Here is a 15,326-nt window from a genome sequence, read left to right as displayed (position 1 = left end):
CGATTCGAGGGTCATGAAAACTATATTAATTGCCAACCAAAAAGGTGGCTGTGGAAAAACCATTACGGCTATTAGTTTAGCATCTGCGCTTGCACAAAAAGGCTATAAAGTTGCTTTGGCGGATGCCGACAATCAAAAATCTGCGCTGCAATGGTTAAAACAACGACCAGAAACAGCCGCTCCAATTCAAAGTTTAGATTGGCGTCATGAAAAGTCGATTGGCGATGCACCCAAAAACATTGAATATTTAATTATTGATGCACCTGGTGCGTTATCGGGTGAGCATGCCGAGCAGCTGATTAGCGAAGCACATGCCATTATCACACCTCTACAGCCTTCATTTTTTGACATTGACTCCACCCGTCGCTTCTTAAAACACTTACAAGACATTAAGCGGATTCGTAAAGGCAAAGTCCAAATTTTGCTGTTGGCCAATCGGGTCAAACCCAACTCTGCCAGCTCTAAAGATATTCAGGATTTTTTCCAGAAAATCGAGCAACAGCCTGTGGCATGGATTTCAGAACGTGCAGCCTATGGACAATTGGCAATGCAAGGTTTAAGTATTTTTGATAAAACCCAAAAAACTTATCTGCAAATGCAAGATCAATGGCAGCCTGTACTGAATGCCATTGTAGATGACCCTGCTCAATGGTTTTAAAGCCTAGAATCGCCACCGTTTAGAACTTATTCACCAGAACTTACCAAGCTCTCGTTTTCGGGAGCTTTTTTTTCAGTTAATATGGCACATGACCTTAGGAATGTTTCAGTGAATTCAGTGCAACAGTACGCGCCAACATTACAAAAAATTTTATTGTTTGGACTGTTTTTTGTCCTGATCTTTTTGGGTTTTCACATACTCAAATATTTTATTGTTCCTGTTGTTTGGGCAGCAATCATTGCCTATATGAGCTGGCCACTATATCAGTCGGTGCTACGTTTATGCGGTCATCGTCCTACGCTTAGCGCAGCCTTAATGATGCTGATGGTCACGTTGGTGGTCGGCATTCCACTCACTTTTGCCATTTTTATCCTGCAACATGAAGGTCGCAACTTATATTACGAATTACAAAAACAGGTCTTTTCCGGACACTTAAATGTCCCTGATTTCATTCGCAATTTACCTATTATTGGTAAAGAAGTCACCCGCACCCTTAAAGAAATTAATCACGATCCGAACAGCATTGTGCAATCCATTTCCTTATGGATTCAAGGGCATTTGAATTACGGTAAAGTGGTGATTAATGAAGTCAGCAAAAACCTGATCAAACTGGGTTTTGCCCTGCTGTCATTATTCTTTTTCTACCGCGATGGTCACACCATCTTGCATCAAGTCAGCAAAGCGCTAGAAATGGTGATTGGGCCACGTATTCATCACTATTTAGATACTATTTCTGAAACCACACGTGCTGTGGTTTATGGCGTTGGACTCACTGCAATTGCGCAGGCTTTACTCGCAGGCGTGAGCTATTTTGTCGCTGGGGTACCTAACCCAATGGTGCTAACCATTGTGACTTTCTTATTTGCCTTAATTCCGTTTGGCCCACCTTTAGCTTATGGTTCGGTTTCGCTGTGGTTATTTAGCCAAGGGCATACGATGGAAGCGATTGGCGTGATGGCATGGGGCGTATGTGTGGTCAGCACTGCCGATAACGTGATTCGTCCTTTGGTGATTTCAGGTGCAACTCAAATTCCATTCCTGTTAATCATGTTTGGAGTTTTAGGTGGAATTGCCAGTTTTGGTCTAATTGGTCTATTTATTGGCCCTGTGATTTTGGCCGTGTTACTGGCCATTTGGCGTGAATGGTTGCATGAAAACAACCAGCCCGAAGCTTTAATGTTGCCCAAAGCCACGCTTGCGCATGATCTCCCTGAAGACGATTCATCATCCAATTCAAAGCTTGATTAAGCTGTTTTACTGATCATATTGCTCACATGGCTGTGTTGATCTGAATAAATCAGCTCAACACAGTACATACATACTACTACGCAAACGTTGTATTGTAACGGAGCTAACTTTGCTTCAATCAAGACATCCCTAAATATTATGCACAACAAATAGGATGTCTTTTATGCGCTCAATACTCAAATTTGCCAGTCTTGCTGCTTTTAGTGGCCTAGTACTCATGGGTTGCAGCACCACCGCGACCACACAACAAAAATCTAAAATCTTAAAAATGCATGCTGTTTCAGCACAAGGGATTGGCAAGGAATTAGGTACGGTTGAACTGCGTGACAGTGCAGCAGGCTTAGTCATTCACACCCAACTCCAACAACTCCCTGCAGGGGAACGAGGTTTTCATATCCATGAAAAAGGTTCATGTGCAGCAGCAGAAAAAGATGGAAAAATGGTTGCTGCTTTGGCAGCGGGCGGACATTTTAATCCCCAAAATATCCCGAATCATGGTACACCGCTGACAGGACATTTAGGGGACTTACCGGCTTTAAGTGTTGCAAACGACGGAACAGCCAAAGTGACCGTGATTGCACCCCGTTTAACATTGGCACAAGTTGAAGGATTGGCCTTGATGATTCATGCAGGCGGTGATAACTATGCCGACCATCCAAAACCATTGGGCGGCGGCGGTGAGCGAATTGCCTGTGGGATTATTTAAGCTAGCATGATGCATTTTCAATAAAACATTTATTACCAATTGTGGATAAGTTAAGGGTTATACACATGCCTTTCGACTTATCCGCAAAAAGTAAAATTTATCTTTTTGAGGATTATTCTCAAACGACGCTCAATGCAGGTCTTCTTGCTTTATATCGGTCGTCTTTCATAACCACACTTACTCGTTTTTGAATAACTTGCTACTAATTTGCAAAAAATTAGCTCAATTTTGCAGCCATCGTATCTAGCTCATCAATGTGCAGAGCTCCCAACAGCTCGTCTTTGCGATTGTCACTATTTGCGCTACACTGCTGTTTTATCGACATGAAAAAGATTTGGGCATGAACATTAAAACATTACGTTGGGTTGGGTTCCTAGAAGGTATTTCATTCTTATTGTTGTTATTTATTGCTATGCCCATGAAATATATGTTCGATAACCCAATTTTAGTGAAATATGTAGGTATGGGACACGGCGTATTGTTTATCGCATTTTTAGTGGTGCTTTTTGTGGTTTGTGAAAAACAAAAATGGTCTCTTAAAATGTTTATTTTGGGCTTAATTGCTTCAATTTTACCTTTTGGCCCATTTGTTTTTGATGCTAAATTGAAAAAGATGGAACAACCAGTACAAGCTTAATCTGCAAGTCCTTTTCAGCTTTCATCATATTACACATTTTCTCAACTTTAATTTATAAATCAAATGTTTGCAAGGTGATGCCACATCACCTTGTTTTATGATGCAGCTGAAAAATTTAACCCCTTAAAACTGCCCTGCAGCAACTCGCTCCTGCATCACCTGTTTAAGCATCATGCGTGGCAAACTAAACCAGAGCGTTATCAGCACCAAACAAGCCAAACTATACGCCCAAATATCAAACCGCATATATAAAACACGCACCAGTTCAATCACAATAAAAAAGCACAGCATCAATATCATTGAAACACTAGCAGCAACAGTACCTTTAGACACTTCCGATGACATTAAGGCGAAACGGTATAAGACTGAGAAGCTCATTCCCTCACCAAAACTAATCAAGCTCATACCAATCACCAAACACCAAACAAAATAGCTTTGCCAAATTGCCCCCAATACGATCAGCACACTACCCAACAACATTAAAGGTAAACCAATCAAGACTGTTTTTCCTAAAGGTAAACGGTCAATGACTTTCATCAGTACCAGATTGCCTAAAATCAAACCACCCAAAACAGGAAACTGCGCCAAACCGTATTGCAGACTACTAAAGCCTAACTCTTCCACCAACATCACAGGAGATAACGCAATCCACAACATTAAAGGCATGCTCAATAAGGGCAGCGCCAATGTCAAACCTAAGAATCTGGTATTTTGAAAAACTTGTTTAAAATCATCCCATACATCTCGAAATGGAGGTTTGGGAATACGCTGCTGATTTTCAGGCATTTTGGCTTTCAGTCCAAACCAACTCAAAAATGCCAACAGTGCTATGCCGATAAAACCCCAATGCCAAGAAACATGCTCAATCATAAATGCACCTAAGACTGGGCCGAGCAAGGGAGCAAGTAAAGAAACGTTTGCCATAAGCGCCATGACTTTAATTGCATCACGTTCTGCAAAGTTTTCCTGAATAGCCGCATAACCGACTGCACTAATGACTGACAAACCAAACCCTTGAAAAAAACGAAGGACAAGGAAGCTTTCAATATTCTGAGTCAATAAGATCAATAAGCAAGTCAGGGTAAAAAATGCCACGCCGCCCAATAATACTTTTTTGCGTCCCAAACGGTCAGAGAGTGGCCCCAATAACCACGCCACACAAGCACCGCCAAGCAAATAAAATGACATGGACGAAGCTGCCCATGCACTACTGACACCAAAATCTTGTGTGATGGCCAACATTGCGGGTTGAACTAAGTCATTGCCAATATAAACCGCGAACTCAAACAAGACCAAAGCCAAGGGAAACATGAGTGTGGCACGTTGAATGGTATTTTTTTGCTGCTGTGGCATGAGTTATAAAGGACAAAACGATGCAACTCAGCCGCGTTTAGCCCATAAAAATAGAAAATTGAGCTGCAGTTTAACAGAGTTGAATGGCAAATTTATGGCGCATTTTTTAAGTCCGTTAAATAAATTGTGGCACTTGATGTGACATCAGACCAAGTTAGGCATCACCTCCTTCAGCGGGTTAAGGCGATACGGTATTGCCCAATTCATAATGTGAAAATACCGAAAGCACAGGATAAAAATCACCCACGGCAAAACGGCTATCATTGCGGTGTAGAAATACTAGAGTTTTGATGGACATGCTGCGCTCACACGTTTTTGAATCGAATGAAGTCATCCTAAATAAAAGCTGTGGATAACACGAGTATTATCCACAGACGCTTTGTTGCATTTTTAGAACATCATGCAAGATTTACCTAAGCCCTACAGCAATTTAAGGACATTTTTTGCTTTGGAAAGTCTTGGTATTTTTACCACGTGCGCATAAGTAAGCGGTTTGCACATCACCCTGCTGCCATTGTCCATTAATATTTTTAAAGTGATAAATACTACGAATTGAACGTACCGAATCATCCATTAAGCCTGTTTCGGTAATTTTTACTTCTGCCGCAGTTGGTGCTTCGACACGGTTAAAGTATTGACGAATTTCAACGGTAGCCAATTCTTTACGCAAATCTGGACGTTGTTTGAGTACCTGCGCCAAAGGTGTTTCTGCAGGCGTAACTTGTGAAATAATATTCTGTGTAGTCGCACAGCCTGACAATAACGCAACACCCAATGCGGAAACCGTGATTAAACGCAACATAACTCCTCCAAAATGTTGATTATTATTTATGCTTCTATGATGCCCTGTTAGCGCAAAAACGCTAGCATAGAAATGTAAAATTAAAACGAAAGCATAAAAAACGCATCTCAAGGATGCGTTTTTCAATTCACTACAATTAATTTGCTACATCTCATTCACGAAAATCTGACCACGCGAATAAATGAAAGGCGCAATGAATTACAAATCAAATAATTTGCCTGGATTCATAATGCCTTGAGGATCAAACACTTTTTTCAGCGCTTTCATATATTCAATTTCTTCAGCCGAACGTGAATATTCCAAATATGGTTTTTTGGTCATGCCTACACCGTGTTCTGCAGAAATAGAACCATCATATTTCTTCACAGTATCAAATACATACTTATTTACCACCTGACATTTGGCAAAGAATTCGTCTTTGCTTAAATCGGCAGGTTTAAGAATGTTCAGGTGCAAGTTACCATCACCAATATGGCCGAACCAGCAAATTTCAAAGTCAGGATAGTTTTCTGCCACAATTGCATCAATTTCCTGAATAAATGCAGGAACATGAGTAATCAATACTGAAATATCGTTTTTATATGGAATAAACGGTGCAATCGACTCAGAAATGTCTTCACGCAAACGCCATAAACTTTCAACTTGGTCTAGGCTTTGGCTCAATACGCCATCCATCACCCAGCCTTGTTCCATACAGTGTTCAAAAATTTCCATCGCCTTGTCCATAATTGGCTCAAATGGCGCTTCAAATTCAAGTAACACGTAGAATGGACATTGGGTTTCAAATGGACGTTGCACATGACCATGATCCAAGACTTTTTGCATCGCCAATTCACCAAAGAATTCAAATGCAGTCAGATCAATTTTAGCTTGGAAAGCATGTAATACAGGCATCACCGAATTAAAATCAGGTACGCCCAACACCATCACTTGCAAATCTTGCGGTTGGCGTTCTAGCTTAATTTCAGCTTCGGTCACTAAGCCAAGTGTGCCTTCACCGCCAATAAATAAATGTTGCAGCGCATAACCTGTTGCGTTTTTGATCATGCCTTTGTTCAGACGCAGGATATCTCCTTTGCCTGTTACCACAGTCAGACCCAACACCCAGTTACGGGTCATGCCGTATTTAATGACTTTAATACCGCCCGCATTGGTACCAATATTACCGCCAATTTGTGAAGAACCTGAAGATGCAAAATCGACTGGATAATACATGCCTTGTTCTTCGGCATAGTTTTGTAGTTGCTCAGTCACCACACCCGCTTGCACGCGAACCATACGGTCTGCAGGGAAAAATTCCAAGATTTGGTTCATCTTGTCCATGCTGACGACAATTTCACCATTGGCTGCCACTGCACCTGCAGATAAACCTGTGCGTCCGCCCGATGGAGTAATGGCCACATTAAACTGATTCGCCAGTTTTACAATGGCTTGTACTTGCTCTGTGCTTGATGGAAAAACGATGACCGATGGGTTCGGATCAAAATGCTTTGTATGGTCACGACCCCAGTTTTGGAGGCTATCAGCATCCGTTTTAATACGGTTTTCACCGACTATTGCCGTTAATTGGGTCAATAACTCAGGGGTTAAAGCGACTGGAGCATTCATCGTTTGCAGACCTAGCAAGAATTAAACAGGAAGAAAAGCGACTGTCTGCACATCTTGATCTATTTGAAGATGAAGATACTGCAGACTAAATATGTGCATCAAAGCAACAGCGTGGGTTGGCTTTCATGTGCGCCGCTTATTATAAGCGATTTTTTTGAAAAACCTGTGAATATTGGCAATTCCGATAATATAACGTGGTAAGAACAGGGCAATTTTGGGCAATATTTCTGAAAGAGATTATATCTGACAAAAAATACCTGCACTCTTGGTCATAAAGGAAATGTATATCGACCCATCTCCTATGTTATCATACCGCCACTAAATTTGGCCTTTGTAGCGGAGCCGTAATGAGCCAACATCTTTCACTACCTAAAGATAAAATTCGTTTCTTGTTGTTAGAAGGCGTACACCAGAACGCAATCGACGTGTTAAATGCAGCGGGTTATACCAACATCGATTATCGTAAAACGGCGCTTGAGGGCGATGCGTTAAAAGAAGCGATTAAAGATGCGCATTTCATTGGAATTCGTTCACGTACACAGCTAACTGAAGAAGTTTTTGAAGCTGCGAACAAACTAATTGCGGTAGGTTGTTTCTGTATTGGTACAAACCAAGTGAACTTAACTGCAGCAATGGAACGTGGTATTCCAGTTTTCAATGCCCCTTATTCAAACACCCGTTCGGTTGCAGAATTGGTATTGGCTGAAGCAATTTTATTGCTACGTCGCGTACCTGAAAAATCAACCGATACACATGCAGGTGGCTGGAACAAGTCTGCAGTCGGTTCATTTGAAACACGTGGTAAAACTTTAGGTATCGTGGGTTACGGTTCAATCGGTTCTCAACTTTCAGTATTGGCTGAAAGCTTGGGTATGCAGGTCATTTATTATGATGCTGTAACCAAGTTACCGTTAGGTAATGCACGTCAAGTTGGCTCTATGGGCGAATTATTGGCAAATGCTGACGTGGTTTCTTTACACGTTCCAGATGTACCCTCTACCCGCAATTTCATGGCAAAAGAACAATTTGCACAAATGAAAGAAGGCGCAATTTTCATTAACGCGGCACGTGGTACTTGTGTGGTGATTGAAGATTTGGCAGATGCCATCAAGTCTGGTCATATTGCAGGTGCTGCAGTTGACGTATTCCCGAAAGAACCAAAAGCCAATGGTGAAGAATTTGTTTCCCCACTACGTAACCTACCAAACGTGATTTTAACACCGCACGTGGGTGGTTCGACCATGGAAGCGCAAGCGAACATTGGTTTAGAAGTGGCAGAGAAATTTGTTGCATATTCAGATAAAGGTATGACTTTGTCTGCAGTGAACTTCCCTGAAATTGCACTGCCATTGACTGAAGGCAAGCACCGTTTATTGCATATTCACCAAAACATTCCAGGTGTATTGTCTAAAATCAACAACTTGTTTGCTGAACACGGCATCAACATCTCTGGTCAGTCACTTATGACCAAAGGTGATGTCGGTTATTTAGTGATGGATGTTGATGCGACTGCATCTAAAGAAGCACTAGATACTTTACACGAAGTTGAAGGCACAATTCGCGTACGTGTATTGTTCTAATACCACCAGCGCATGCTACAAAAAACCACAGTCTGCGTACTGTGGTTTTTTATGTCTGCTGCATCTACACAGCATCGTGCTGCAACCCGCTAGTATTTTAAACTTGCTATAATCTCCCCCGTATTCCTATTCTGACGCTTTAGAGTATTTTCCTGCCTCATGCCAAACGCCCAACTCACTGCGGTGTTGTTCATGGTTCTGTCCATGATCTCCTATCAAATCAGTGCCTCATTTGCCAAACAACTCTTTCAGGTACTCGACCCGCTTAGCGTGACAATTTTACGGCTGTGCTTTGCCAGCGTGATTGTGGCAATTATGTTTCGCTCATGGCAAATTCTTTCGCGGCTGTCGTATTTAAAATGGCGTGATTTATTGTGTTATAGCGCAGCCTTGGGCTGCATGAATATTTTGTTTTATCTGTCTTTGGGCAAATTACCACAAGGCATTGCAGTGGGTTTGGAATTTGTCGGGCCTTTGGGTTTAGCGTTATTGTCCATTCAAAACCGTAAAGATTATATCTGGGTGTTCTTGGCCATTTTAGGCATTATTCTTATGGTGCCTTGGGGACAAGCGCAGGGAGATCATTTTAGTCTGTTTGGTGCAGCGTGTGCCCTAGGTGCAGGATTGTGCTGGGCTTTTTATATTTATTTTGGGCAAAAAGTGGTGCAACAAAATATTGGCATGCACGCGCTGACCATCGCCATCAGTATTTCGGCTTTGGCTTTGATTCCATTCGGACTGTATAACAATGCCCCCGCACTGTTTGAAACCCAGTATTGGGGCAAGGCGCTTGCCATTGCAGTGCTTGCCACGGCCATTCCTTATGCGCTGGATTTACAGGCCTTAAAACAACTCAGCAAAATGAGTTATGGCACACTTTCCAGTTTATCGCCTGCTTTGGCTGCACTGACAGGCTTGGTATTGTTGGGTGAGAAAATTACTTCACTGCAATGGCTCGCGTTATGCTGCATTATGTTAGCTTCGGTGGGCGTTACTTTTAGAGCAGTAAAAAAATCCAAACAGCCGCAGAATGTTTAAACCAAACTGTCTTTAGACATTTGTTTATATTTTTCATACTCTGCCAAGTATTGTTTGGCCAAACTTTGTTTTTGCGATTCAGATAAAATTTTGCCTGCCTGCTGAAAAAAGCCATGTTCTTCTTCTTTTAAATGATGATGCACTTTATCTGACAGTTGCTTTGCAATGGCCAACCAACCTGTGTTGCTCATTTCAGTTTCGGTTAATTGTTCGAGTAATTCATCCATTTGATGATGCTCTGCCAAAGCATGGCGAGTGATATTTAAACCTGCGTCAGTCATCATTAAGGGAATATAAAAATAGCGATCTTCTGCCACTGCATGCGCAAATAATTCATTTTTAAGTTGTTCAAATATCGCTCTACGTTCAGGGCTATCACCTGAAGTTTGCGTCAGTTGGTGGGCTAAATTTCGTTGAATGTCGTGACTTTGGCGTAAAGCTTCAAAAATATTCATGTGCAGACCTCTGTTTTTTACCAATGCGCGGCGAACAGATTGATAAAAATCTACTCGCACATCCACATCGGTTTTGGAGTCAGTTTTTTAATTTCGTTTTAATCCTCTAAGTACTGTATAGAGGATCAATCCGAATTCCTGCAACTATTTGTATAGAAAGCTTTAATTCACTTACCCACTTTATTCAAGTTATGTATCTGAGCAAAATTTAGAGATTTAAAACCCGTTTCGGTACCAAGCGCTTTTTATCTGTAATTTCAGCCAAACCTAAACACTTTTCACCATCAAAGACCAACACTTGCGCTGCTGCAGGATGGTCAATATTACTTTCCATGCCACGACTAAAATATTCAGCGCGTCCTTCAGGGACTTGAATGTGTAGAAAATGCTGCACAGGTGCATACGCAGGCAGCAATAAAGCCTCACGTTCTGCTTCACTTAAACTTTCCAAATATTCAATGCTATAACTTGGAATCAGGTCAAAATGTCCCGTTTTAATCCGATGCAAATAGGTCAAATGTCCATAAGTACCCAAGGCTTTGGCAATGTCTTCACCTAAAACACGAATATACGTGCCTTTAGAACAAGTTACATCCAAAGTGATGCTCTGTTCAGTAAAAGACAGTAACTCAATGGCATAAATTGTGACTGGACGCGCTTCACGTTCAATTTCAATGCCTTGTCGCGCTAATTCATATAACGGACGCCCTTCTTTTTTTAAGGCAGAATACATGGGCGGAACTTGCATAATATCGCCCTGAAATTGTGCCAATACCTGTTCAATGCGCTCTTGGCTCAATGCAGGTACAGCCTGCTGCAACAGCACTTCACCCTCGACATCTCCTGTGGTGGTGCTGTGTCCCAATTGAATGGTAGTTTGGTAGCGTTTCACCGAATCGAGCAAGTAGTGCGAAAACTTGGTCGCTTCACCCAAACAAATCGGCAGTAAACCCGAAGCCAATGGATCTAATGCTCCTGTATGCCCTGCTTTTTGCGCCCGATATAGCCAACGCACTTTTTGCAATGCTGCATTGGAACTGATGCCCAAAGGTTTATTCAATAAAAATACACCACTAATGGCACGACGCTGGATTTTAGCCGCAGATGATTTCATAGCACACATAGGTCAAAGCAAAACTGCGTCATGGTAACAATCTGCCGCGATAAATGACAACATTTCTAGAACAGCGACTTACTTTTATGGCATATTTGAGCGCTTAGGATTAAAAAAATAAAATGGATAAACAGGTGCATTGAAATGCAGAAACATAAAATATGGATTGTTTTAGGCGTAGTGATACTGCTGATTGCGGCTTTGGTGTATTGGCTGATGCCACAATCAAACTCCCCCGATACATCACCCCAGCAAAGCTCAAATGATGAAACATCTCAAGCGTTGAACCTGCAGCAAGCCATGCAAAATAACCCTGCTGCAAATTTTTTAAGCCCAAGTCAGCAGGACACCGAAGTCAATTGTCAGCTTAAACTGGATGCAAGTAATCGTCTGATTGTGAATGAGCAAACCCGTAACTGTTTTGAATATTTTATTACCCAATATGGCGAAAAAAGCATTGAACAAATTCGTGGTGATTTTAAAAGGTATATTCAACAAGGACATAAAGAGCCTGCCTTATCGCAAATTTTAGATTTATGGCAGCGTTATTTGGACTATCGCAATGCGCTTGGACAACTGCAAGCACCGAATTTAAATCAGGAAGATCCGCAATATTACCGCAGCATTTTTAGCAGCATGCAAAATCTGCGTAAACAATATTTTTCTGATTATGAAATTGAAGGTTTATTTGGTACGGAAGATGCCTATCACGAATATACCCTAAAGCGCATGGCAGTCATGGATGATAAAAAATTATCTGAAGCTGAAAAAGCGCAGAAATTACAAGAATTATTTAAACAACTCCCGCAAGATTGGCAGGAGAATTTAGAACAGTTAAATACTTTACAGGATTTGCGCAGTTTAACCGCAGCAATTAAAGCACGTGGTGGTTCTGCTGCTGAAATCCGCCAAATGCGTTTAAATCTGGTTGGTCCTGAAGCAACTCAGCGTTTAGAACAATTAGATGGGCAACGCAGTCAGTGGAAATCACGAGTAGAGGATTATTTAAGTACGCGTGATCAAATCATGCAAAGTGGAATGCATGATCAAGCCAAGCAACAAGCCGTGAAACAATTACGCGGACAGCATTTTCAAAATCCACAAGAGCAATTGCGTTTAGAAACCTTTGAACAGGTACATGATCAAGGTGGAAAATTACCTTTTGCTGACTAACATATTGCATAGAACAACTGGGGCATTCAACATGCCCTATTTTTATGCCTGAAAAGCTGTTTTAGTACAAACTCACCACAACGATTTAATATACAAATGTCTATAAATATTAAATAGATATCAAGATGCATGTAGATTTACAAATCTCTGGGACAATACGCAATAACTGTCCCCAAATGATATGTTTTTTCTAAATTACGCATGAAAAAATACCTGAGCGTACAAAAAATAGTCGAGAATGACTCACAATAATGTGCCGTAAGCAACGGCAATTTGCATATCTGAGCTTTCAGGAGGGAAGCGAAGCCACCACTTCACTTGTAATAAAAATAAAGAACACAGGATTGTTTTATGACCATCATCTCTAACATACGGGCAATTACATTGGCTGTCACTGGCTGCTTGCTCGGTTCAATGGGTGTCGCTCAAGCTGCTCCAAGCGTGTTGCCTATTCAGGAACAGGCCAAATCTGACTATGCCAAAACCAAATATCCATTGCTCATGGTACACGGCTGGCTCGGATGGTCACGCATTGGCAATGAAACCTTTAATATGGATTATTGGTATCAAATTTTGCCAGATATGGCACGTAATGGCGCAACCGTATTTGCCGCACAACTCTCCCCTGCACATCGTACTGAATTTCGAGGTGAGCAACTAATTGCCCAAGTCGAAGAAGTCATAGCAATCACGGGCAAATCCAAAGTCAATTTAATTGGTCACTCGCATGGTGGTCCAACAGTACGTTATGTGGCTGCCACCAAACCTGAATATGTGGCATCAATTACCGGTGTTGCAGGAACATTCCGTGGCTCCAAAGTTGCCGATGATATTCAAAATAATCGTTTATCACGCACCGCGTTTAATATTTTAGGCGACTACATGGTGGCTCCACTCATTACTTGGGCGCAGCAACAGCCAGACATGCCTGTCGATTTTGATGCATCGATGGCTTCTTTAACCGAAACAGCGTCTGCAGATTTTAACCGTCGTTTTCCAACCACAGCCTTGGCCGCAAATTGCAGCAGCAGCGGTGCCAAAGTAGATCGCGGAATTCATTACTATTCATGGACAGGTGTCGCTCAAGCCACCAATTTACTGGATATTGACACTGTTTTAATGCAACTCGGCCCACTGTCTTATGGCAATTTAGACAACGATGGCATGGTCGCACGTTGTAGTACCCACATTGGACACGTCATTCGTGACAACTACCGACTAAATCATACCGACCTTGCCAACATGATGTTTGGCTTAACGGGCTTGTTTGCACCTGACCCAGTTGCACTGTATCGACAACATGCCAACCGATTGAAATTACAAGGTTTGTAATAGTAAAGCTCATTTCAATCTTGGCAAAACCATCTTCCTGTGCTTGAAACTCAAGTGCAAGAAGTTCAATAACCATGAATCATTCAGAACTTGCAATCTAGCAAATTTCCTGAATAATGATGTTTGACAATAGATATTGTCATGCTAGGAAAGCACAATAAAATAGAGGATGTTATATGAAATATGGATTATTCATTGCAGGCTTAATTACGGCTAGTACCTTCAGTACCGCGCACGCATCCAATGCAGAACAGGTCAAATCTAACTTCGTGATCTCCAGTTATGCCAAAACCAAATATCCGATTGTGTTTACTCACGGTATGGCAGGTTTTATCAATATTGGTGGCGATCAACTCGGTGTCGATTATTGGTATCAAATTTTACCCGACTTAGCACGTAACGGCGCCAACACTTGGGCAACCCGCGTATCCCCTTTTAATTCATCGGAAATTCGTGGCGAACAATTGGCACAACAAGTCGATGAAATTTTAGCCATTACAGGCGCAAGCAAAGTCAACTTAGTGGGTCACTCACACGGCGGTCCAACCATTCGTTATGTTGCAGGCGTCATGCCTGCTCAAGTCGCCTCTTTAACTGCTGTAGGTTCACCAAATAAAGGCTCACCTGTGGCCGACTTTATTCTAAAAGTCCAAGGTTCGGCCTTAGAAAAACCATTAATCGATATGGTTAATTTGGTTTCTAAAACCATTACTTGGGCGCAAGGTTTAGACCCCAATAGCTATCCGCATGACTCACTGGCAGGCGCAAATAGTTTAAGTTTGGCGGGTTCTGCACAATTTAACCGCAAATTCCCGATGGGTATGCCAACGACAAGTTGTGGTGAGGGAGCTTATCAAGAAAAAGGCATTCAATTCTATTCATTTACAGGCAATACCGCAGTCACCAACTTATTAGATCCAGACTCAGCCATGCTGGCAACCAGTTTATTGATTGATGCGGGTCGTGATAACGATGGTCTGGTTTCACGCTGTAGTGCCAAATTTGGTAAAACCATTCGTGACAATTACTATTGGAATCATTTAGATGAAGTAAACCAACTGCTGGGTTTAAAAAGTATTTTTGCCCCAGACCCTGTCGATGTCTATCGTCAACATGCCAACCGTTTAAAATTACAAGGTTTATAAACTCAACGATCAGACAAAAAAATGCGCCTCAAGGGCGCATTTTTTTGCAGTAAAGCAAAGTTAAAATTAACCTTGTTTACGCGCTGGCAACTTTTCACGAATACGTGCAGCTTTACCAGAAAGTTCACGTAGGTAGTAAAGTTTAGCACGACGAACGTCACCACGACGTTTCACTTCAATTTTAGCAACGATTGGAGAGTGAGTTTGGAAAACACGCTCAACACCAACACCGCTAGAAATTTTACGTACTGTGAACGCAGAGTTCAAACCACGGTTTTTCTTCGCAATTACCACACCTTCAAATGCTTGAAGACGCTCACGATCACCTTCTTTTACTTTTACTTGAACGATAACTGTATCGCCTGGTGCAAAAGCTGGGATGTCTTGCTTAAGCTGTGCATTTTCAACAGCTTGTACTAAAGGATGCTTACCACTCATGGGGTATCTCCAGTATGTGTGGGTCAGAAGAGGTCTGAT

General features: G+C 41.8%; 15 protein-coding genes and 1 pseudogene. 9 read left to right on the top strand and 7 right to left on the bottom strand.

The annotated features are described in order from the left end of the window. Window positions 1–13 precede the first annotated feature (13 nt). The 4 genes from FTU09_RS03090 to FTU09_RS03075 all read left to right on the top strand — a co-directional run bounded on the left by FTU09_RS03090 (window position 14) and on the right by FTU09_RS03075 (window position 3,249). Entirely contained in the window at window positions 14–658 is a 645-nt protein-coding gene (locus tag FTU09_RS03090) for a ParA family protein (protein ID WP_004974554.1), read from the top strand. A gap of 108 nt (window positions 659–766) precedes the next feature. Then, complete coding sequence (locus tag FTU09_RS03085; protein WP_131260611.1) at window positions 767–1,906, top strand: AI-2E family transporter; 1,140 nt, start codon at window positions 767–769, stop codon at window positions 1,904–1,906. A 217-nt stretch (window positions 1,907–2,123) separates the two neighbouring features. After that, a complete protein-coding gene (gene sodC, locus FTU09_RS03080) occupies window positions 2,124–2,612 on the top strand; it encodes a superoxide dismutase [Cu-Zn] SodC (protein ID WP_253104903.1) in 489 nt (162 codons plus the stop codon). A gap of 340 nt (window positions 2,613–2,952) precedes the next feature. Beyond that, complete coding sequence (locus FTU09_RS03075) at window positions 2,953–3,249, top strand: DUF3817 domain-containing protein (protein WP_004974548.1); 297 nt, start codon at window positions 2,953–2,955, stop codon at window positions 3,247–3,249. A 123-nt stretch (window positions 3,250–3,372) separates the two neighbouring features. Here the strand turns inward: FTU09_RS03075 and FTU09_RS03070 are convergent, their stop codons facing one another. The 4 genes and pseudogenes from FTU09_RS03070 to FTU09_RS03055 form a co-directional block, all read right to left on the bottom strand. After that, the gene (locus FTU09_RS03070) at window positions 3,373–4,602 is read right to left on the bottom strand and encodes an MFS transporter (protein ID WP_178319399.1); all 1,230 of its coding nucleotides are present in this window, start codon (window positions 4,600–4,602) and stop codon (window positions 3,373–3,375) included. Window positions 4,603–4,783: 181 nt separating this feature from the next. Next, window positions 4,784–4,894 (bottom strand): annotated as a pseudogene (locus FTU09_RS03065) (pirin family protein); the annotation flags it as partial. 138 nt (window positions 4,895–5,032) lie between these two features. Then, window positions 5,033–5,404 carry a hypothetical protein gene (locus FTU09_RS03060; protein WP_004974545.1) on the bottom strand — a complete coding sequence of 124 codons (372 nt, stop codon included), beginning with the start codon at window positions 5,402–5,404 and terminating at the stop codon, window positions 5,033–5,035. A gap of 198 nt (window positions 5,405–5,602) precedes the next feature. Further along, complete coding sequence (locus FTU09_RS03055; protein ID WP_004974544.1) at window positions 5,603–7,012, bottom strand: FAD-binding oxidoreductase; 1,410 nt, start codon at window positions 7,010–7,012, stop codon at window positions 5,603–5,605. A gap of 347 nt (window positions 7,013–7,359) precedes the next feature. Here FTU09_RS03055 and serA point away from each other — a divergent pair, with 347 nt between their 5' ends. Beyond that, entirely contained in the window at window positions 7,360–8,592 is a 1,233-nt protein-coding gene (gene serA, locus FTU09_RS03050; protein ID WP_104852617.1) for a phosphoglycerate dehydrogenase, read from the top strand. Between the two features lie 159 nt (window positions 8,593–8,751). After that, window positions 8,752–9,630 (top strand): DMT family transporter, encoded by an 879-nt coding sequence (locus FTU09_RS03045; RefSeq protein WP_180079531.1) that lies wholly within the window; start codon window positions 8,752–8,754, stop codon window positions 9,628–9,630. Here the strand turns inward: FTU09_RS03045 and FTU09_RS03040 are convergent. Continuing rightward, entirely contained in the window at window positions 9,627–10,085 is a 459-nt protein-coding gene (locus FTU09_RS03040) for a hemerythrin domain-containing protein (RefSeq protein ID WP_180079529.1), read from the bottom strand. The genes FTU09_RS03045 and FTU09_RS03040 overlap by 4 nt on opposite strands. Window positions 10,086–10,293: 208 nt before the next feature. Continuing rightward, window positions 10,294–11,199 carry a tRNA pseudouridine(55) synthase TruB gene (gene truB, locus FTU09_RS03035; protein WP_131260614.1) on the bottom strand — a complete coding sequence of 302 codons (906 nt, stop codon included), beginning with the start codon at window positions 11,197–11,199 and terminating at the stop codon, window positions 10,294–10,296. 144 nt (window positions 11,200–11,343) lie between these two features. Between truB and FTU09_RS03030 the strand changes: the two genes are divergently transcribed. From FTU09_RS03030 to FTU09_RS03020, 3 genes are all read left to right on the top strand, one after another. After that, on the top strand, window positions 11,344–12,372 hold the full coding sequence (locus tag FTU09_RS03030; RefSeq protein ID WP_180079527.1) for a lipase secretion chaperone: 1,029 nt from the start codon (window positions 11,344–11,346) through the stop codon (window positions 12,370–12,372). Window positions 12,373–12,786: 414 nt separating this feature from the next. Further along, window positions 12,787–13,704 carry a triacylglycerol lipase gene (locus FTU09_RS03025; protein WP_257226849.1) on the top strand — a complete coding sequence of 306 codons (918 nt, stop codon included), beginning with the start codon at window positions 12,787–12,789 and terminating at the stop codon, window positions 13,702–13,704. A gap of 176 nt (window positions 13,705–13,880) precedes the next feature. Continuing rightward, entirely contained in the window at window positions 13,881–14,849 is a 969-nt protein-coding gene (locus FTU09_RS03020; protein WP_180079523.1) for a triacylglycerol lipase, read from the top strand. Between the two features lie 66 nt (window positions 14,850–14,915). On the opposite strand, the gene rplS is transcribed toward FTU09_RS03020, so the two are convergent. Continuing rightward, window positions 14,916–15,287 carry a 50S ribosomal protein L19 gene (gene rplS / locus FTU09_RS03015; protein ID WP_004974529.1) on the bottom strand — a complete coding sequence of 124 codons (372 nt, stop codon included), beginning with the start codon at window positions 15,285–15,287 and terminating at the stop codon, window positions 14,916–14,918. Between the last annotated feature and the right edge of the window lie 39 nt (window positions 15,288–15,326).

Origin of the sequence: Acinetobacter sp. YH12058, from assembly GCF_013419805.1 — a bacterium.
Lineage (GTDB): Bacteria > Pseudomonadota > Gammaproteobacteria > Pseudomonadales > Moraxellaceae > Acinetobacter > Acinetobacter towneri.
Note: the sequence above shows the minus strand (reverse complement) of the source record. Positions and strands in the feature narration are given on the sequence as shown.